Below are 18,143 nucleotides of genomic sequence, written 5' to 3'. Positions count from 1 at the left end.
TTAGCTGAACGGCATTCGGGCAAGCCCGCTCGCCACAAAAGCTCGCCAGCTACAGATTTTGCGTTCACCAGCAGTTGCGTAGATACCTATGCTGCGATGAGGCCCGTGAATCCAACCTCAGCCTGGGGTCAGGCATTCAGGCCCATTGAGCTTCGGATCATTGACCATATTGGCCAGAACCCGCTCGCGCAGCGCAGCCGGCTCACCGGCCAACAACCCCTGCAACACATGCAACGGCGTCTGCGGATTCAGCCAGGCCTCTTGCCCCGCAGCATCGAGGATCAACGGCCGCCGCTGGCTCTGCGCCGCCTGGGTCACCACCGCCGTACTCAGCCACACCTGTTCCTGCACCGGATACGCTTCCCAGATTGCCGCAAAAAACAGCGTCGACCCCTCCCCCGGCGTCAGCCAGTAGGGGCGCTTGCGCTGGGTGCCGCGCCATTCGTAAAAACCGTTGGCCGGCAGCAAGCAGCGGCGCTGGCGGAAGGCTTCGCGGAACATCGGTTGCTCGGCCAGGGTTTCGGCGCGGGCGTGGGCTGGGGTGCGGGAAAGGTCGGTCAGCCAGGGCGGCGTCAGGCCCCAGCGGGCGCGCGCCAGGGTGTGCTGGCCTTCGCTCAAGCGCTGGATCAGCACCGAATCATTCGGGGAGATGTTCCACTGGGCCTGCTGGTCGGCCGGAAAGCCCGGCAAGGCAGCAAACGTAGGGTTCCAGCGAAACAGGGCATAACGTCCACACATGGGGTAACACGACTCTTGGGTAAACCGACCGACAGCCTAACAGACCAATACGTCGGGGAAGCTGTCGGGTTCATCGCCGGGCAGCGGTTGCGCACCGTTGTAAGCGGTAATCAGCTCACGGGCGTAGGCGGCCTGGTCGTTGTCCACTTCCAGCCCGAGCAGGCCGAAAATCGGCAATTCGCCGGTGCCACCGAGCAAATGGCGCCCCACCAGGTGCGCCTCGATGCCTTCGCTGGCGAGCATCTGTTGCAGCAGCTCGCCCTCCATCAGGTTTTCCGGTTCATAGATTCGCTGCATGGGCGTACCTGTCACTCGTTCTCGCTGCGGACCGTGAGCATCCACTCTTCATCGTGTACCTGCAGATCAAAGATAATTGGCCGGCAACACACCGGGCAGTCTTCAATGTATGACTGATCGCCGCCGGAAAGGTCCAGCACGGCCTCGGCCGGTTCACCACAATAAGGACAATCGTACGACTCGGTTTCCAGCATCGCGGTCTCCCAGGTGACTTGTGCGTATAATCGCCGGTCTATTTACAGGGCTATTCACGGCAGAGCCAATATTGCGGCCGCACCCTGATACTTCCTTTACTTACCCTAGCCGTTTCTAACAAGAGAGCATGATGGGCGAATTCGATACCATCCGACCTTACAACGACAGCGAAGTCCCGGCAGTGCTGGCACGTCTGTTCAGTGACAAGGCCTTTCTGGACATCCTGACCCACTTCCGCTTTCCGCGCTTTGCCGGCGCCTTGGGCTGGTTGCTCAAGCCGATGATCGCCCGCAAGCTGCGCCGTGAGTTCGCCGGCGTCACCACCGTGGCAACGCTGCAGGACAAAGTCGAATATTACGTCGACCACACCATTGATCGCGCGACCGACGGCGTCACTTATACCGGCGTCGAGCAGCTCAAGTCCGGCACCGCCTACCTGTTTCTGGCCAACCACCGCGACATCGTGATGGACCCAGCCTTCGTCAACTATGCCGTATACCACGCCGGTCTGCCGACGCCGCGTATCGCTATCGGCGACAACCTGCTGCAAAAGCCGTTTGTCAGCGACCTGATGCGCCTGAACAAGAGCTTTATCGTGCACCGCTCGATCACCGGGCGAAAGGAAAAGATGGCGGCGTATAACCTGCTGTCGGCCTACATCAACCATTCGATCCGCAACGACTGCCAGTCGATCTGGATCGCCCAGGCCGAAGGCCGTGCCAAGGACGGGGATGATCGCACCGAGTCGGCGATCCTCAAGATGTTCCACGTCAGCCGCAAGGACGAGCCGTTTGCCGAGGTGATCCAGTCGTTGAACCTGACGCCGGTGTCGATCAGCTATGAATACGACCCGTGCGACACGGCCAAGGCCCGCGAGCTGTATATCCGCGCCACCACTGGCACCTACAGCAAGGCGCCGGGCGAGGATGATGTGAGCATTGCCTTGGGCATCACCGGCTACAAGGGCCGTGTGCATGTGAACTTTGCGCCGCCGATTACCGAGCGTTTTGAAGACACCAAGCTGCTGGCGGTGGAAATGGACCGGCAGATTCTCGGCGGCTATCGCTTGTTCCCGGTGCACTACCTGGCGTACGCGCAGTGGAGCGACGCCGACCCGCAATTGCAGGTGCCGACAGCGGCCGAGGTGTTCCCGGCTGATGAGTTGGCCAAGGCGAAGGCGGAGTGGGAGCGGCGTTTGAACGAGTGCCCGGCTGAGCACCGGCCGTTTCTGGTGGTGCAGTATGCGACGCCAGTGCGTAATCAATATCGGGTTAAAGCGGGCATCCCGCTGTAAACACCGGAACAAAATGTGGGAGCCGGGCTTGCCCGCGATGACGGTGTGTCAGAATCGAATCTATCGACTGACACACTGCTATCGCGGGCAAGCCCGCTCCCACATTTAGTTTTGCAGTGTTTTTACAAACGGGTGCTGAGCCAAGAAGCGACCAGCGCCAGCCCGAGGCAGGCAAACCCGACGCGGTAAGCCAAGCGATGCGCCCGTTCGGTGCGCACATCCAGAAACAACATCGGTTGATCTATCGCGCGCTCTTCGCTTTGCGCGCTCAGGTCAGCCAGTGCGCGTTGCTCACGCAGGCGGGTAATGAACAGCAGCGCTGCACCCGGGCAGGCTACCAATAAAGCCACAGCATTGATCAGCAGTGCGGGCAGCGCCATCGCAAACCTCAGTGGTACAGTGTTCTGGTATCCATTCAGATACAAACCTGAACGATATTGGCCTCCTGCCGCAGAAACGTTCCATCCCCCATGTACGATCAATGTATCCAGTAATTTACAGCGTCACCTGAACGTCACCTTAACAGGCCACTCTGTTGCCCTTCGAACGTTCGGGAGCTTGTCATGTTGCATGCGCAGAACCAGGATCGGCTGTATCTGATCGCCCAGACCGATGAGCAAGAGGCGCTGGTCGGCGGCTTGGCGTTTAACGTTCAGGATCGCCACTGGCTGGTGTATTGCGCGCTGGGCGGGCACCAGCATGCCGACTTGCCGGAGCTGGACTTGCTCACTGGCGTGAGTGTGCTGGACTTTTATGTCGAAACAGCTGCATGAACGCAACAAGCATAAAAAAGCCGGGCTCATCGCTGAGCCCGGCTTTTTGTTGAACGGTATTACTGCGAGCTGAGCAGTTGACCGATGCTTGGGTCTTTGAACAGGCGCGTCAGGGCGTCGCTCAGGACATCGCTGACCAACTTGGTGTTGGTTTCCTGGTTCGGCGACATACCGAAGCGCTGGTTCAGCGAAGCGCCGTAGCGGCCACTGTAGCGACGGGTACCGGCACTGACGTCGGACTTGAACGTTGCGCCGATGGAGGCTTCAGTCACATACAGGCCATCTTTGGGCGACTGGTATTTCAGCTCGGCCAGGGTGATGGTCAACTGAGGCGCGCCCGGCGAGTTGGCCGGGGTGAAGCCCAGCAGGCGCACGGCGGCTTCAGCCTGGGCTTGCAGCTTGGGCAGCACGTCTTGACCGGTGACCGAAATGAGCGCGGTCTCCGGGTACAGGCCACCGCGCGAACCCAGGGTCGGCGACGGGCGACCATCCACTACACGCACCGACACCGGCTGGCCATGGCCGACAGGCGCCAACTGCGCGGTGATTTTAGGTTGCGGGCTGAGTTGTTGCGGGCTGTTGGCGCAGCCAACCAGGGTCAAACTGGTCACAGTGATCAAACCGAACAACAGGCGTTGCAACATACTCATTTCTCCAGGACTAGATGCAAACAGGCCGCCAGTATAACGGTGCGCACGCGCCACCCACCAGCCATCCTGAACGGCAGCTGAAGGCATGCTGAAATTACAATTTCACATAAATCCGTCATTCCAGTGTCATGGCACACTGGCAACCTTCAAGCATGTAACGTAACAGGTACAAAGCCATGCGCCTTCTCAAGTCATTGTTCATGCCCCGCGCCCGTCATCGCCACTATGCCCTGCTGGACGCCCGCGGCCATTGCCAGGCCTTCAAGCAGTGCAGCTTGCCGCCCGTCGGTGAAGGCTGGGTGGAGGTCGCAGAGACCCACCTGGGCTGGATGCACCGCCCGCTGCCAGCGAGCGCCCGGGTCAGCCCGAAAGTTACGCACGCGCAAACCCGGCATGCGTTGGCCTCCTGACCGAGACACGAATTAAAGTCATAAAACACGCCCATTTCCCTGGCGTTCTTCGCTACAATCTCCCCCCGATTATAAGGACGTCTCCTGATCGGGCCTCGCAGCATCGTTAATGCCTCGGTATTAACCCCCAAATCGCCCACAGAGAGCCGCCCACACAGATCGAGTGAAGCTGGCGCGCTTGCTGTTTTCTTTGCAAACCCACCCGCCTTACCGAATCTGCCAGAGCTGCCATTGCGCTCGGCCACTTGAGTTGTTTGCCCGTTTTGCCGCGTGTCGGCAGAGGTTTGCGGGCCAGGTGCCAGGCTGGGGCAGCCCTTTTTTGAGGTTCACGTCTTCAAAAGAGCGTGAAAAAACGGGTTTTCACAACTTCACAAGAGTGTGGCGAGCAAATGAATAGTTTTGCGTTTGTACAAGCACCATCAGCGTCTGTAACAGCCCAACCACACAGGACCGAGTACTCCTCAAACACCGGAGCTTGAGCCTGTCCGCTACGGATTGGTTGCACAAATCGCACGCGTTGACCATAAGTCGAATTGCCACAGGCGCCCATGAATGCGTTCATAGGCAGATTAGCCCGGCAGGAAGCGTGCGCTGAAGTTGCAAAGAATTGCGAAACGGACATGGCGATCCTGGCCATGGGTAACCTGGGGCAACACGTGAACCGCCCCGTCACTCCTGGCAGCCATGCCGTCAATTTGGTGCTGCAGATTTTGGAGACGCGTTAAATGGCGCATAACGAAGCAGTCGACGTAGTTCTGGTAGGGGCCGGCATCATGAGTGCCACCCTGGCCGTACTGCTCAAAGAGCTCGACCCCGGCCTCAAGCTGGAAGTCGTTGAGCTGATGGATTCGGGTGCCGCGGAAAGTTCCAACCCGTGGAACAACGCCGGTACCGGCCACGCCGGGCTGTGTGAGCTGAACTACACACCGCAGGCCGCCGATGGCTCCATCGACATCAAGAAAGCCGTGCACATCAACACCCAGTTCGAGGTGTCGAAGCAGTTCTGGGCGTACCTGACCAAAAAAGGCACCTTTGGCTCGTCCAAATCCTTTATCAGCCCGGTGCCGCACCTGAGCTTCGTGCAGGGCGAAAAAGGCGTGTCCTTCCTCAAGAAGCGCTTTGAAACCCTCAGCCAGCACCACGCGTTCTCGGACATGCACTACACCGAAGACCGCAGCGAAATGGCCGAGTGGATGCCGCTGATGATGCCGGGCCGCCCGCTCGACGAAAAAATCGCTGCCACCCGCGTGATGAACGGCACCGACGTCAACTTCGGCGCCCTGACCAACCAACTGCTGTCGCACCTGACCAGCGCACCGGATGCCCAGGTCAAGTACAGCAAGCGCGTCACTGGCCTCAAGCGTAACGGCGCGGGCTGGACCGTGAGCATCAAGGACGTCAACAGCGGCAACAGCCGTGAAGTGGACGCCAAGTTCGTGTTCCTCGGCGCCGGTGGCGCGGCCCTGCCGTTGCTGCAAGCCTCGGGCATCGAAGAAAGCAAAGGTTTCGGCGGCTTCCCAGTCAGCGGCCAGTGGCTGCGTTGCGACAACCCAGAAGTGGTCAAGCACCACCAGGCCAAGGTCTACAGCCAGGCCTCCGTGGGTTCGCCGCCGATGTCCGTGCCGCACTTGGACACGCGCGTGGTGGATGGCAAGAAGTCCCTGCTGTTCGGGCCATACGCCGGCTTCACCACCAAGTTCCTCAAGCACGGCTCGTTCCTGGACCTGCCACTGTCAATTCGTGCCGGCAACATCGGCCCGATGCTAGCCGTGGCCCGCGACAACATGGACCTGACCAAATACCTGGTCAGCGAAGTGCGCCAGTCGATGGAGCAACGCCTGGAATCCCTGCGCCGTTTCTACCCCGAGGCGAAAGCCGAAGACTGGCGCCTGGAAGTGGCTGGCCAACGGGTGCAGATCATCAAGAAAGACCCGAAAAAAGGCGGTGTGCTGCAATTCGGCACCGAGCTGGTTGCGGCCAAAGACGGCTCGCTGGCGGCGTTGTTGGGCGCATCCCCGGGCGCTTCGGTGACCGTCTCGATCATGTTGGAACTGATCGAGCGTTGCTTCCCAGAGAAGACGGCCGGTGAGTGGGCAGCCAAGCTGCACGAGATCTTCCCGGCCCGGGAGAAAATCCTCGAGACTGACGCCGAGCTGTACCGCAAGATCAATACGCAGAACAACATCAGCCTGGAACTGGTTGAGCAAAGCAACGAAGCCGAAAGCTACGCTTGAGGACCTGACGCAGAGCGTCACAGGATGCATTCCTACGCAAAGCGTGGGAACCATCAGAAAAACGCCCCTCGGGGCGTTTTTTTATGTCTCGGATAATCAGCTGCGAGCGTTGTCGATCAGCGCGATGTACTCGGCAGCGTTGCGCTGGTCCTTGATCAACTCGACGAACGTCTGGCCATGCTCGTCCTTGCCGTCCAGATCCAGGCCTGCTTGCTTGAAAAAGCCCAGGAAGCGCTCGAAGTCGTCGATACGCAGGCCGCGGTAGGCCTTGATCAGTTTGTGCAGGGACGGTGAAGTCGCATCAACCGGCTCGAAGTCCAGGAACAACTTGATCTGGTCGTCGCCGATCTCGTCACCAATCACCTGTTTCTTATCTTTACGCATTACCGACTCCAGCCTGCAGACATTTACACGGGAGAGGAAGTCTACCTGCCAGACACCACCTTCGAAAACAACCAAACACTCATGTGGGCGCTGGCTTGCCATCGCAGGCAAGCCAGCGCCCACATTGACTGCATTCACATGGATGAGCGTGTGCCGGCTTAATTACTTTGCGCGAACGGCGCCGGTGTGCAGGTCCGCCCAGATATGCCCGTTGGCATAACTGAGGAACTGCACATACACCGTGTCATTGCGCAGCAGGTCGACAATCACGCGGTACTGCGCCAGTGGGTAGGACAAGGTCAGGGTTTTGCTGGTGTCATCGAACACCGGTTTTTTCAGGCTTTTGCTTTCAGCATCAAAATTGAGCACCACCTGGCTGATGGTCGCGCCTTTGTTCAAGGACTTGCCCTTGAGGCGGATCATCAACGGCGACGTCACCGGGATCGGCTGCTGGGTCGATTGCCGCTGGTTGCCCACCACCACCGCGTACTCGGTGACTTGCAGCAGTTGCTGCTGGTCAGGGATGTCGGCGCGCAGGGTGAGGTCGTCCGGCGGCAGGAATTGGCTGTGCATCGGCGCGGGGGCCGCCGCAAGGGGCAGGCTGAGGGTCAACGCCAGGGCGGCGCAGCTGCAAATCAACGCTCTCATTTACACCTCCAAAGGGGCAGCCATGCTAGCACGCAGATCACGCATAAACGGCCGAGATAACCCCTGACACCTCTGGTTGCATTGAATCAAGCCACCATGGTTGAAAGAACGCCTGAACGCTGTAGATTTTCCAGCTCAACCAAAATAACAAGAGTCCCGCCCATGACCACCCATCCTGTTGACGCCATCCAGGCCCATCTTCAAGCACTTACCGCCTTGAGGCGCGATCTCCACGCCCATCCAGAGCTGGGTTTCGATGAGCACCGTACCAGCGCAATTGTTGCTGACTTTCTTCAACAGCAAGGTATCGAAGTCCATCGGGGGCTGGCCGGCACCGGGGTTGTCGGCATCATTGAAGGCGCACAACCCGGCGGGAGCATGGGCCTGCGTGCCGACATGGACTGCCTGCCCATGGTCGAAGCCAATGATTTCGCGCACCGTTCCATCCACCCAGGCCTGATGCACGGCTGCGGGCACGACGGGCATACGGTGATGTTGCTGGCGGCGGCGCGCTATCTGGCGCAGACACGCCGGTTCAGTGGCAAAGTGATCGTGATCTTCCAGCCCGCCGAAGAAGGCGGCGGCGGCGCCAAAGTGATGATTGAACAAGGGCTGTTCAAACAATTCCCAATGGATTCGGTGTATGCACTGCACAACAACCCCGACTACCCCGCCGGGGTCATCGCCGTGCAGCCGGGGCCGGTGGAAGCGGCGGCCGACAGCTTTGAAATTATCGTCACCGGCCTTGGCGGCCACGCGGCGATCCCTCACGCGGCAATCGACCCGGTACTGGCTGCCAGCCATATCGTTGTTGCATTGCAAAGCATCGTCAGTCGCAACCTGCACCCACTCGAGTCCGGTGTAGTGACGGTGGCCAGCCTGCAAACCAGTCAACTTAACGCTAACAACGTTATCCCCGCCCACGTGAAGATGATCGGAACCGCGCGTAGTTTTACCAGCGCCAATCGAGACCTCCTGGAACGGCGCATCGGTGAAATCGCCCAGGGTGTTGCAACCGCGTTTGGCGCCACCGCCAGCTATGACTATCAGCGAGGTTATCCCGCAACCGTCAACCACACTGAGCAGGCGCTGTTTGCCGCTGAGGTTGCACGAAGCCTGGTTGGCGAAGCCAACGTGAGGTGCAACGAACCACTCACCATGGGCGCCGAAGATTTCTCATACATGCTGCAGGAGCGGCCGGGCGCCTATATTTATCTCGGCCAGGGTGGCTCGCCAAGCGAAGGGGTCGGTCATTGCCAACTGCACAATGACCGTTATGACTTCAATGACAGCGTTATTCCACTGGGCGCCGGCCTGTTGGCCTCACTGGTCGAACAAGGGCTACCGCTGAGCTGAAACCCAATCAAATTGTGAGCGCATCCATGCCTGATAGCGTTCCACCTCGGCATCGCCTTCGCGGGGTGCCCAGTCAGCCAACTCGCCCTCGCCTACCGGGCGATACGGCCCGGCTTTGCACTCGAACATCACGCTGTCGGGCTCCAGCACCACCAAGCCATGAAACACGCCGGGGGGCAGGTCAACGCCCGAGCATTCACCGCCCGCCTGCATCACGCGCTTGGCGATGACCTCGCCGGTGTCGCTGAACACCAACACGCCCAGGCTGCCCTTGAGCACCAGCAGGGTTTCCGCCTTGTCCGCGCTCAGGTGCCGATGCGGCGGCACATAGGTGTCAAGTTGCAGGCCAACGGCCAGGCGATGGCACGGCTCTTCCATCTGATGAAAGTTGTGGTGGTGCCGACCACGGGGGCTGGCGGCCGCTTTCTCGGCCAATTCGGTGAACAGGGACTGATCAAGAAAGCGGGCCATGGGTTACATCCCTTTAACGGCGAAGATCCCATTGGCGTTACGCCAGTAGCCTTTGTAGTCCATGCCGTAACCGAAGATGTAGCGGTCGATGCACGGCAGGCCGACGTAATCAGCTTTCAGGTCCGGGCGAGCCTTGCGGTCGTGGTCTTTGTCGATCAGCACGGCGGTGTGCACTTTGCGCGCGCCGGCGTGTTTGCAGAAGTCGATGATCGCGCCCAGGGTGTGACCTTCATCGAGGATGTCGTCGATGATCAGCACGTCGCGGTCGATGAACGAGACTTCCGGCTTGGCTTTCCAGAACAGGTCGCCGCCGGTGGTTTCGTTGCGATAACGGGTGGCGTGCAGGTAAGAGGCTTCCAACGGGAACTGCAGGTGAGTCAGCAATTTACCGGCGAAGATCAGGCCACCGTTCATCACGCAAAAGACCACCGGGTTGGTGTCGGCCATTTCGCGTGTGATGTGAGCGCCGACCTTGGCGATTGCCTCTTCGACTTGCGCTTCGGTGTACAGGCAGTCAGCCTCGCGCATGATTTGACGGATATGCTCGAGATCAGCAGACATGGCGCTCTCCAAGGGGGTGCTGTGGCAAGAAAAGCGGGCAAAGGTACGCATGTGAGGCGCAACGATCAAGCCTTAATGGACTAACGTACTAGATGTCTATAGGACAACACCCTCGGATAGATTAATCTAGGCCGGTTTTTTTGCCCGCCGCCGGAGCTTTTCCCATGCCCACTCGCGAGATCCGCCACCCGCTGATCAGACACAAACTCGGCCTTATGCGCCGTGCCGACATTAGCACGAAGAACTTCCGTGAGCTTGCTCAGGAAGTCGGAGCGCTGCTCACTTACGAAGCTACCAAAGATTTGCCTCTGGAAACCTACGAGATCCCCGGTTGGGCCGGTCCCGTCCAGGTGGAGAAAATCGCCGGTAAGAAAATCACGGTGGTGCCGATCCTGCGCGCCGGCATCGGCATGCTCGAAGGCGTACTCAGCCTGATCCCGGGCGCCAAAGTCAGCGCCGTCGGCGTGGCCCGCAACGAGGAAACATTGCAGGCGCACACCTACCTGGAAAAACTCGTCCCGGAAATCAACGAGCGCTTGGCGATGATCATCGACCCGATGCTCGCCACCGGCAGCTCCATGGTTGCCACCATCGACTTGCTGAAAAAGGCCGGTTGCAAGGACATCCGCGCCATGGTGTTGGTGGCTGCGCCCGAAGGCATTGCTGCCGTCGAGAAGGCCCACCCGGACGTGCAGATCTACACCGCGTCGATTGATGAGCGCCTGAACGAACACGGCTACATCATCCCAGGCCTGGGCGATGCCGGTGACAAGATCTTCGGCACCAAGCAGAAGGACGCGTGAGCATGCAGGATGAATTCAACGACCCGCTTTGGCGCCAGATCCTGTCTGGCGCACAGATGCTCTTCGTAGCATTTGGTGCGCTGGTGTTGATGCCGCTGATCACAGGCCTCGATCCAAACGTCGCCCTGTTTACCGCAGGCTTGGGCACCTTGTTGTTCCAAGTGGTCACCGGCCGCCAAGTGCCGGTGTTCCTGGCGTCGAGCTTTGCGTTTATCACCCCGATCATTCTCGCCAAGCAGCAGTTCGGCCTGGCGGCGACGATGGGCGGGGTGATGGCGGCCGGTTTCGTTTATACGTTCCTGGGCGCTGCGGTGAAGATCAAGGGCACCGGTTTCATTGACCGGCTGCTGCCACCTGTGGTGATCGGGCCGGTGATTATTTCCATAGGCCTGGCCATGGCGCCGATCGCCGCGAACATGGCGATGGGTAAAGGCGGCGACGGTGCCGAACTGATCCCCTACAAGACAGCCATGCTGATCTCGATGCCGGCGCTGCTCACCACGTTGATCGTGGCGGTATTCGGCAGAGGCATTTTCCGCCTGGTGCCGATTATCTCCGGCGTACTGGTGGGTTTCGCCATGGCGTTCTACTTCGGCGTGGTGGACACCGCGAAGATCGCCGCCGCACCGTGGTTCGCCCTGCCCCACTTTACCGCGCCGGAATTCAACTGGCAGGCGATCCTGTTTATCCTCCCGGTGGCCCTGGCCCCGGCGATCGAACACATCGGCGGTGTAATTGCGGTGGGTAGCGTGACTGGTCGCGACTACCTGAAGAAGCCCGGCCTGCATCGCACCCTGCTCGGTGACGGCATTGCCACCACGGCTGCTGGGCTGTTTGGCGGCCCGCCGAACACCACCTACGCCGAAGTGACCGGCGCGGTGATGCTAACCAAGAACTACAACCCCAAAATCATGACCTGGGCGGCAGTGTTTGCCATCAGCCTGGCGTTTATCGGCAAGTTCGGGGCGCTGCTGCAGAGCATCCCGGTGCCGGTGATGGGCGGGATTCTGTGCTTGCTGTTCGGCTCGATTGCCGCTGTGGGCATGAACACGCTGATCCGCCACAAGATCGACCTGGGGGAGGCGCGCAATCTGGTGATTGTGTCGGTGACGTTGGTGTTCGGGATTGGCGGTGTGCTGGTGGGTACGGGCACCGGCCCGGATGATTTCGGCCTCAAGGGCATCGCCCTGTGCGCGGTGGTAGCGATTGGTTTGAACCTGCTGCTGCCGGGTAATGATGGTTGGAAAAACAAGAAGCCGGATGAGCCGCTGCTCTAACTGACCCAACGCAAATAAGTGTGGGAGCTGGCCTGCCAGCTCCCACACTTGTTTTTCAGCGCAGGTTAAAGCTCCCCGAGCCCATCAATCAGCGCCTGGTTCTGCTCTGGCGTACCAATGCTGATCCGCAAGAACTGGGCAATCCGCGCCTGCTTGAAGTGCCGCACGATCACACCCTGCTCACGCAACTTGGCTGCCAACCCGGCGGCATCGTGCTGCGGGTGACGGGCAAAGATGAAGTTGGCCGCCGACGGCAACACTTCAAAGCCTTTACCCTCCAGCTGTGCGACCAGCTTGTTACGGCTGTCGATCACCAGCTTGCACGTCTTCTCGAAATATTCACGGTCCTCGAACGCCGCTGCCGCGCCGACAATCGCCAGACGGTCCAACGGATAGGAGTTAAAGCTGTTCTTGACCCGCTCCAGCGCCTCGATCAGGACGGGGTGACCCACCGCCAGGCCCACACGCAAACCGGCCAGTGAGCGCGATTTGGACAGGGTCTGAGTCACCAGCAGGTTCGGGTAACGGTCCACCAGGCTGATAGCGGTTTCACCGCCGAAGTCGATATAGGCTTCATCGACCACCACCACTGAATCCGGGCTGGCCTTGAGGATCTGCTCCACGGCGTCCAACGCCAGCACACAGCCGGTGGGCGCGTTCGGGTTGGGGAGGATGATCCCGCCGTTAGGCTTGGCGTAGTCCGCCACACGGATATGGAACTGCTCATCCAGCGGCACCGGGTCGGACGTGATGCCGTAGAGGCCACAATAAACCGGGTAGAAGCTGTAGCTGATGTCCGGAAACAGCAGCGGCAAGTCGTGCTGGAACAGGCCGTGGAAAATGTGCGCCAGGACCTCATCGGAACCGTTGCCGAGGAAGACCTTGCCAGCGTCGATAGCGTAATACTTGGCCACGGCCTGCTTGAGCAGGTCACTGTTGGGGTCCGGGTACAGGCGCAAGTTGTCGTTCAACTCGGCCTGCATCGCCGCGAGCGCCTTGGGCGACGGGCCGTAGGGGTTCTCGTTGGTGTTGAGCTTGACCAACTTGGTCAGCTTCGGCTGCTCGCCGGGCACGTAAGGCACGAGGTCCTTGACGAAGGGGCTCCAGAATTTGCTCATGTCTTATTTCCCCTCTTCAAGGATGCGGTATTCGGCGCTGCGAGCGTGGGCGCTCAGCGATTCACCACGGGCCAGCACCGAAGCGGTCTTGCCCAGTTCGGAAGCGCCTTGTGGCGAGCAGAAGATGATCGACGAACGCTTCTGGAAGTCATACACCCCCAGTGGCGACGAGAACCGCGCGGTGCCGGAGGTCGGCAACACGTGGTTGGGGCCGGCGCAGTAGTCGCCCAGGGCTTCGCTGGTGTGGCGGCCCATGAAGATCGCACCCGCGTGGCGAATCGACGGCAGCCAGGCTTGTGGGTCGGCAACGGACAATTCCAAGTGCTCCGGCGCGATACGGTTGGCCACTTCGATGGCCTGTTCCATGTCACGCACCAGAATCAGCGCACCACGGCCATTGATCGACTTTTCGATGATCTCGGCGCGGTCCATGGTCGGCAGCAACTTGTTGATGCTGGCGGCGACCTTGTCGAGGAACGCGGCGTCAGGGCTGACCAGGATTGCCTGGGCGTCTTCGTCGTGCTCGGCCTGGGAGAACAGGTCCATGGCGATCCAGTCCGGGTCGGTCTGGCCGTCACACACCACGAGGATTTCCGAGGGGCCGGCGATCATGTCGATACCGACCTGGCCAAACACGTGGCGCTTGGCGGTGGCTACATAGATATTGCCGGGGCCAACCACTTTGTCGACCTTCGGCACGCTCTCGGTGCCATAGGCCAGGGCCGCGACAGCTTGAGCGCCGCCGATGGTGAACACGCGGTCCACACCGGCAATGCACGCGGCCGCCAGCACCAGCTCGTTGATTTCACCGCGCGGGGTTGGCACCACCATGACCACTTCGGTCACGCCCGCCACCTTGGCCGGGATCGCGTTCATCAGCACCGACGATGGGTACGAGGCTTTACCGCCGGGCACGTACAGCCCAGCGCGGTCCAGCGGCGTAACCTTCTGGCCCAGCACCGTGCCGTCGGCCTCGGTGTAGCTCCAGGAATCCTGCTTCTGTTTTTCGTGGTAGCTGCGCACCCGTGCTGCCGCGACTTCAAGGGCTTCACGCTGTGGCGCAGTGATGCGCGTCAAAGCCAGCTCCAGACGCTCGCGCGGCAGGATCAGGTCTGACATGGACGCCACGTCGAGGCCATCGAACTGGCGAGTGAAATCCACCAGCGCCGCATCGCCGCGCTCGCGCACGGCCTTGATGATGTCGAGCACCCGCTGGTTGACCGAGTCGTCGGACACGCTTTCCCAGCTCAGCAGATGATCCAGATGATAGGCGAAATCCGGGTCGGCAGCGTTGAGTCGGGCAATTGCAGTGGACGTGGTCATAGCGAGGGCCTCATAGGATTGGCAAAAATACTCAGGCGCCGAAAGTTAGCAGTCGATCCGCTTGGGCACCTGAGAATTCTGGCTATGAGGCGGATAGACGGGCGCGGCCTAGGGCCGCGCAGGTGAGTCAACCGCGGTGTCGAGACTCCACTGCCTTGCGCAGGGTGTCGATCAACGCCTGGATTCGGGCGTGTTGCATCTTCATTGAAGCTTTGTTGACGACCAGACGGGAGCTGATGTCGGCAATAAAATCCTGGGGTTCGAGACCGTTGGCACGCAGGGTGTTGCCGGTGTCGACCACGTCGATGATCTTGTCGGCCAGGCCGATCAGCGGGGCCAGTTCCATCGAGCCGTAGAGCTTGATGATGTCGACCTGACGGCCCTGCTCGGCGTAGTAACGTTTGGCGACGTTGACGAACTTGGTTGCCACGCGCAGGCGGCCCTTAGGTTCGACGTCACCGACGCGGCCGGCGGTCATCAACTTGCACAGGGCGATACGCAGGTCCAGCGGCTCGTACAGGCCCTGGCCGCCGTATTCCATCAGCACGTCTTTACCGGCCACACCGAGGTCGGCCGCGCCATGTTCAACGTAGGTCGGCACGTCGGTAGCCCGAACGATCAGCAGGCGAACGTCGTCCTGGGTCGTAGGGATGATCAGCTTGCGGCTCTTGTCCGGATTCTCGGTCGGCACGATGCCCGCTTCAGCCAGAAGCGGCAAAGTGTCGTCAAGGATGCGGCCCTTGGACAGTGCGATGGTCAACATGGGAAACGTCAGTCCTTCATCAGGCTATTGCTGTCCGGTCGCAAACGGCGCCAGACACAGATCGAGGCCATTACAGCCTCGATTTGAAACAAACCATTTAACAACAAACACCTTCCTGTGGCGAGGGAGCTTGCTCCCGTTGGGTCGCAAAGCGGCCCCCAAGAGCGGGACTGCTGCGCAGCCCAGCGGGAGCAAGCTCCCTCACCACAGTAAAGGTATTTGCAGTTCCGGGGACTAGCCCGGTACGCGGCGGATCTTGGCGCCGAGCATCTGCAGTTTTTCTTCGATGCACTCGTAACCACGGTCGATGTGGTAGATGCGGTCGATCAGGGTATCGCCGTCAGCGCACAGCGCCGAGATCACCAAGCTGGCCGAGGCACGCAGGTCGGTGGCCATGACTGGCGCGCCCTTGAGCTTCTCGATGCCGGTAACGATGGCCGTGTTGCCTTCGACCTGGATCTTGGCGCCCATGCGGTGCAGTTCATACACGTGCATGAAGCGGTTTTCGAAGATGGTCTCGATCACGGCACCGGTGCCTTCGGCAATCGCGTTCAAGGAGATGAACTGCGCTTGCATGTCGGTCGGGAACGCCGGGTACGGAGCAGTACGCACGTTGACAGCTTTTGGCCGCTTGCCGTGCATGTTCAGCTCGATCCAGTCGGAACCGGTGGTGATTTCAGCACCCGCTTCCTTGAGTTTTTCCAGGACGGCTTCAAGGATGGTCGGATCGGTGTCCTTAACCTTGACGCGACCACCGGTCACGGCGGCAGCCACCAGGTAGGTGCCGGTCTCGATACGGTCGGGCATCACTTTGTAGGTGGCCGAGTGCAGGCGTTTAACACCCTCGATGGTGATGGTGTCGGTGCCGGCGCCGGTGATGTTGGCACCCATGGCGATCAAGAAGTTGGCCAGGTCGACCACTTCAGGCTCGCGCGCGGCGTTTTGCAGCACGCTGCGACCGTTGGCCAGGGCAGCGGCCATCATGATGTTCTCGGTACCGGTCACGCTGACGGTATCAAAGAAGAAATTGGCACCGCGCAAGCCGCCTTCTGGCGCCTTGGCCTTGATGTAGCCGCCTTCGACGTCGATGGTGGCGCCCATGGCTTCAAGGCCACGGATGTGCAGGTCGACCGGACGCGAACCGATGGCGCAACCGCCAGGCAGCGCCACTTCGGCTTCACCAAAACGGGCAACCATCGGGCCCAGTACCAGGATCGACGCACGCATGGTTTTCACCAATTCGTACGGAGCGATCAGGGTCTTGATAGTGCGCGGGTCGATTTCGACAGACAGCTTCTCGTCGATCACCGGCTCAATGCCCATGCGACCGAACAGTTCGATCATGGTGGTGATGTCGTGCAGGTGCGGCAGGTTGGCCACAGTCACCGGGCCATCGCACAGCAGGGTCGCTGCCAGGATCGGCAAGGCGGAGTTTTTCGCACCGGAAATGCGGATCTCGCCATCAAGGCGGACACCGCCGGTAATAATCAATTTATCCATAAGAATCTCGACGCCTTGGGGGCTCAGGTGCGCTCGGCCCAGGCCGCGCGGCTGAAAAATTTCATAGTGACCGCGTGGATGCTGCCATCGGTGATCCACGGGTTCAAATGGGCATAGATCTGCTGTTGACGCTTGACCGGGCTCAGTGCCGCCAGTTCATCGCTAATCACATTCAGCTGGAAGTTGCAGCCTTCGCCTTCAACTTCAACCTGCACTTGTGAAGGAAGGCTATTCGACAGCTTTTCTTCAAGGAAGCTCTTAACTTCGTAGGCCTGCATGCTCAACCTCTATCGGCGCCAAGTGCGCACGGGTCGCACATCATACAAAAAAGCCCCGCGCCTGCGAACCCCGCATAGCAGGACTCTGACGGGGGGCCTCTTTAATAATGTGTATTAAGGATGCGCCAACAGTTCGGTAATACCGGAAACCTCGGCAATTTCGCGCATGTGCTCGGGCAACGCACGGATGCTGAACGGCTTCTTGACCGCTTCAGCATCGCGCATGAAACACAGCAACAACGACAGACCGACGCTGCTGGACTTGGTCACCGCCGAGCAATCAAGCACCAACGCAGGCGCGTTGCTGCTGTTGATCAGCGCCTGGCCCTGCTTGCGCAGGTCAGGCCCGGAGCGGTAATCGAGCACGCCACTGAGAAACAACTCACCGGCGTCGCCAAGACGAACAGCCGACTCTGTCATTGCGCAGGCTTCCCAGCTTGTTTGTCGGTTTCTTCCTTGGCCTTGGCGACTTCACCGGCCCAACCATTGATGGTTTTGTCCAGGTTGTTGCCATTGCGCTGCATCGCGTCAGCGAACTGATCGCGGAACAGCTTGCCAATGTTGATGCCGTTGATGATCACGTTACGCAGTTTCCACTCGCCGCTGATCTTCTCCAGTGTGTACTGCACAGGATAAACTGCGCCGTTGGTGCCCTTAACGGTCATGTTAACGCTGGTGCGGTCACCCGACTCATCCCCGGCCGGAGCAACGGTAATACCCTGGTTGTTGTACTCCAGCAGGGCGTTGCCATAGAACTGGAACAGGCCCTTCTTGAAGTTTTCCTGGAATGTTTGCATCTGCGCAGGCGTAGCTTTGCGTGAATACTTGACCGTCATGATGCTGCGGGAAATGCCTTCGGCATCGACCACTGGGCCCACAATGGTATTCAGCGCATCGTAGAACTTCGTTGGGTCTTGCTTGTACTGCTCTTTGTTGGCAGTCAGGTCAGCCAACATTTTGTTGGTCGTGTCCTGCACCAGATCGTGCGCAGAACCCGCCGCGTTGGCCATCATCGGCAGTGCTGCAAGCAGCACCAGCAGGCCACGTCGCAAGGTAGAGATCATGAACAG

General features: G+C 60.0%; 23 protein-coding genes. 7 read left to right on the top strand and 16 right to left on the bottom strand.

Annotation, left to right across the window (positions count from 1 at the left end; translation table 11 throughout):
- Nucleotides 1–117 precede the first annotated feature (117 nt).
- The 3 genes from ACI77I_RS09405 to ACI77I_RS09395 are packed head-to-tail and all read right to left on the bottom strand — an operon-like array spanning nucleotide 118 to nucleotide 1,229.
- A complete protein-coding gene (locus ACI77I_RS09405) occupies nucleotides 118–738 on the bottom strand; it encodes an SOS response-associated peptidase (protein WP_094953019.1) in 621 nt (206 codons plus the stop codon).
- Between the two features lie 36 nt (nucleotides 739–774).
- Nucleotides 775–1,035, bottom strand: a complete 261-nt coding sequence (locus ACI77I_RS09400) for a putative signal transducing protein (protein WP_094953020.1) — start codon at nucleotides 1,033–1,035, stop codon at nucleotides 775–777.
- 11 nt (nucleotides 1,036–1,046) lie between these two features.
- Nucleotides 1,047–1,229 carry a CPXCG motif-containing cysteine-rich protein gene (locus tag ACI77I_RS09395; RefSeq protein ID WP_094953021.1) on the bottom strand — a complete coding sequence of 61 codons (183 nt, stop codon included), beginning with the start codon at nucleotides 1,227–1,229 and terminating at the stop codon, nucleotides 1,047–1,049.
- Nucleotides 1,230–1,360: 131 nt separating this feature from the next.
- On the opposite strand from ACI77I_RS09395, the gene ACI77I_RS09390 reads away from it, so the two are divergent.
- Nucleotides 1,361–2,524, top strand: coding sequence for a 1-acyl-sn-glycerol-3-phosphate acyltransferase (locus ACI77I_RS09390; RefSeq protein WP_176462995.1), 1,164 nt, complete (start codon nucleotides 1,361–1,363; stop codon nucleotides 2,522–2,524).
- A gap of 122 nt (nucleotides 2,525–2,646) precedes the next feature.
- Here the strand turns inward: ACI77I_RS09390 and ACI77I_RS09385 are convergent, their stop codons facing one another.
- Nucleotides 2,647–2,904 (bottom strand): hypothetical protein, encoded by a 258-nt coding sequence (locus ACI77I_RS09385; RefSeq protein ID WP_094953023.1) that lies wholly within the window; start codon nucleotides 2,902–2,904, stop codon nucleotides 2,647–2,649.
- Between the two features lie 183 nt (nucleotides 2,905–3,087).
- Here ACI77I_RS09385 and ACI77I_RS09380 point away from each other — a divergent pair, with 183 nt between their 5' ends.
- Nucleotides 3,088–3,297, top strand: coding sequence for a hypothetical protein (locus ACI77I_RS09380; protein ID WP_083360107.1), 210 nt, complete (start codon nucleotides 3,088–3,090; stop codon nucleotides 3,295–3,297).
- A gap of 59 nt (nucleotides 3,298–3,356) precedes the next feature.
- Here ACI77I_RS09380 and ACI77I_RS09375 read toward each other — a convergent pair whose 3' ends face one another.
- Nucleotides 3,357–3,941: a YajG family lipoprotein gene (locus tag ACI77I_RS09375; protein ID WP_406997368.1), complete on the bottom strand. Its 585-nt coding sequence runs from the start codon at nucleotides 3,939–3,941 to the stop codon at nucleotides 3,357–3,359.
- 182 nt (nucleotides 3,942–4,123) lie between these two features.
- Here ACI77I_RS09375 and ACI77I_RS09370 point away from each other — a divergent pair, with 182 nt between their 5' ends.
- Nucleotides 4,124–4,357 carry a hypothetical protein gene (locus tag ACI77I_RS09370; protein WP_094953025.1) on the top strand — a complete coding sequence of 78 codons (234 nt, stop codon included), beginning with the start codon at nucleotides 4,124–4,126 and terminating at the stop codon, nucleotides 4,355–4,357.
- A gap of 725 nt (nucleotides 4,358–5,082) precedes the next feature.
- Complete coding sequence (gene mqo, locus ACI77I_RS09365; protein WP_406997367.1) at nucleotides 5,083–6,591, top strand: malate dehydrogenase (quinone); 1,509 nt, start codon at nucleotides 5,083–5,085, stop codon at nucleotides 6,589–6,591.
- A 96-nt stretch (nucleotides 6,592–6,687) separates the two neighbouring features.
- Here mqo and ACI77I_RS09360 read toward each other — a convergent pair whose 3' ends face one another.
- Nucleotides 6,688–6,975, bottom strand: coding sequence for a PA4642 family protein (locus ACI77I_RS09360; RefSeq protein ID WP_094953027.1), 288 nt, complete (start codon nucleotides 6,973–6,975; stop codon nucleotides 6,688–6,690).
- A gap of 162 nt (nucleotides 6,976–7,137) precedes the next feature.
- The gene (locus tag ACI77I_RS09355) at nucleotides 7,138–7,623 is read right to left on the bottom strand and encodes a hypothetical protein (protein ID WP_094953028.1); all 486 of its coding nucleotides are present in this window, start codon (nucleotides 7,621–7,623) and stop codon (nucleotides 7,138–7,140) included.
- A gap of 162 nt (nucleotides 7,624–7,785) precedes the next feature.
- Between ACI77I_RS09355 and ACI77I_RS09350 the strand changes: the two genes are divergently transcribed.
- Entirely contained in the window at nucleotides 7,786–8,979 is a 1,194-nt protein-coding gene (locus tag ACI77I_RS09350; RefSeq protein WP_094953029.1) for a M20 aminoacylase family protein, read from the top strand.
- Here ACI77I_RS09350 and ACI77I_RS09345 read toward each other — a convergent pair.
- Together ACI77I_RS09345 and ACI77I_RS09340 are read right to left on the bottom strand one after the other, a co-directional pair.
- Nucleotides 8,965–9,450 carry a WbuC family cupin fold metalloprotein gene (locus tag ACI77I_RS09345; RefSeq protein WP_094953030.1) on the bottom strand — a complete coding sequence of 162 codons (486 nt, stop codon included), beginning with the start codon at nucleotides 9,448–9,450 and terminating at the stop codon, nucleotides 8,965–8,967. The genes ACI77I_RS09350 and ACI77I_RS09345 overlap by 15 nt on opposite strands.
- A 3-nt stretch (nucleotides 9,451–9,453) precedes the next feature.
- Nucleotides 9,454–10,011: a hypoxanthine-guanine phosphoribosyltransferase gene (locus ACI77I_RS09340; protein ID WP_034102221.1), complete on the bottom strand. Its 558-nt coding sequence runs from the start codon at nucleotides 10,009–10,011 to the stop codon at nucleotides 9,454–9,456.
- A 164-nt stretch (nucleotides 10,012–10,175) separates the two neighbouring features.
- On the opposite strand from ACI77I_RS09340, the gene upp reads away from it, so the two are divergent.
- Both upp and ACI77I_RS09330 read left to right on the top strand, forming a co-directional pair.
- Nucleotides 10,176–10,814 carry a uracil phosphoribosyltransferase gene (gene upp, locus ACI77I_RS09335; protein ID WP_017138223.1) on the top strand — a complete coding sequence of 213 codons (639 nt, stop codon included), beginning with the start codon at nucleotides 10,176–10,178 and terminating at the stop codon, nucleotides 10,812–10,814.
- A 2-nt stretch (nucleotides 10,815–10,816) separates the two neighbouring features.
- Complete coding sequence (locus tag ACI77I_RS09330; RefSeq protein WP_094953031.1) at nucleotides 10,817–12,091, top strand: uracil-xanthine permease family protein; 1,275 nt, start codon at nucleotides 10,817–10,819, stop codon at nucleotides 12,089–12,091.
- Between the two features lie 65 nt (nucleotides 12,092–12,156).
- Here ACI77I_RS09330 and hisC read toward each other — a convergent pair whose 3' ends face one another.
- The 7 genes from hisC to ACI77I_RS09295 form a co-directional block, all read right to left on the bottom strand.
- Complete coding sequence (gene hisC, locus ACI77I_RS09325; RefSeq protein ID WP_406997366.1) at nucleotides 12,157–13,209, bottom strand: histidinol-phosphate transaminase; 1,053 nt, start codon at nucleotides 13,207–13,209, stop codon at nucleotides 12,157–12,159.
- 3 nt (nucleotides 13,210–13,212) lie between these two features.
- Nucleotides 13,213–14,532: a histidinol dehydrogenase gene (gene hisD / locus ACI77I_RS09320; RefSeq protein ID WP_406997365.1), complete on the bottom strand. Its 1,320-nt coding sequence runs from the start codon at nucleotides 14,530–14,532 to the stop codon at nucleotides 13,213–13,215.
- 127 nt (nucleotides 14,533–14,659) lie between these two features.
- Nucleotides 14,660–15,295: an ATP phosphoribosyltransferase gene (gene hisG, locus ACI77I_RS09315; protein ID WP_083360118.1), complete on the bottom strand. Its 636-nt coding sequence runs from the start codon at nucleotides 15,293–15,295 to the stop codon at nucleotides 14,660–14,662.
- Between the two features lie 234 nt (nucleotides 15,296–15,529).
- Nucleotides 15,530–16,795: a UDP-N-acetylglucosamine 1-carboxyvinyltransferase gene (murA, locus tag ACI77I_RS09310; protein WP_094950440.1), complete on the bottom strand. Its 1,266-nt coding sequence runs from the start codon at nucleotides 16,793–16,795 to the stop codon at nucleotides 15,530–15,532.
- Between the two features lie 23 nt (nucleotides 16,796–16,818).
- Nucleotides 16,819–17,073 carry a BolA family protein gene (locus ACI77I_RS09305; protein ID WP_094950439.1) on the bottom strand — a complete coding sequence of 85 codons (255 nt, stop codon included), beginning with the start codon at nucleotides 17,071–17,073 and terminating at the stop codon, nucleotides 16,819–16,821.
- A gap of 114 nt (nucleotides 17,074–17,187) precedes the next feature.
- A complete protein-coding gene (locus ACI77I_RS09300; RefSeq protein WP_094950438.1) occupies nucleotides 17,188–17,493 on the bottom strand; it encodes a lipid asymmetry maintenance protein MlaB in 306 nt (101 codons plus the stop codon).
- Nucleotides 17,490–18,137 (bottom strand): phospholipid-binding protein MlaC, encoded by a 648-nt coding sequence (locus ACI77I_RS09295; RefSeq protein WP_094950437.1) that lies wholly within the window; start codon nucleotides 18,135–18,137, stop codon nucleotides 17,490–17,492. The genes ACI77I_RS09300 and ACI77I_RS09295 overlap by 4 nt, the downstream gene beginning before the upstream one ends.
- Between the last annotated feature and the right edge of the window lie 6 nt (nucleotides 18,138–18,143).

The organism is Pseudomonas sp. D47 (genome assembly GCF_045447305.1).
GTDB lineage: Bacteria > Pseudomonadota > Gammaproteobacteria > Pseudomonadales > Pseudomonadaceae > Aquipseudomonas.
This window is presented reverse-complemented; position numbering and strand designations above follow the sequence as displayed.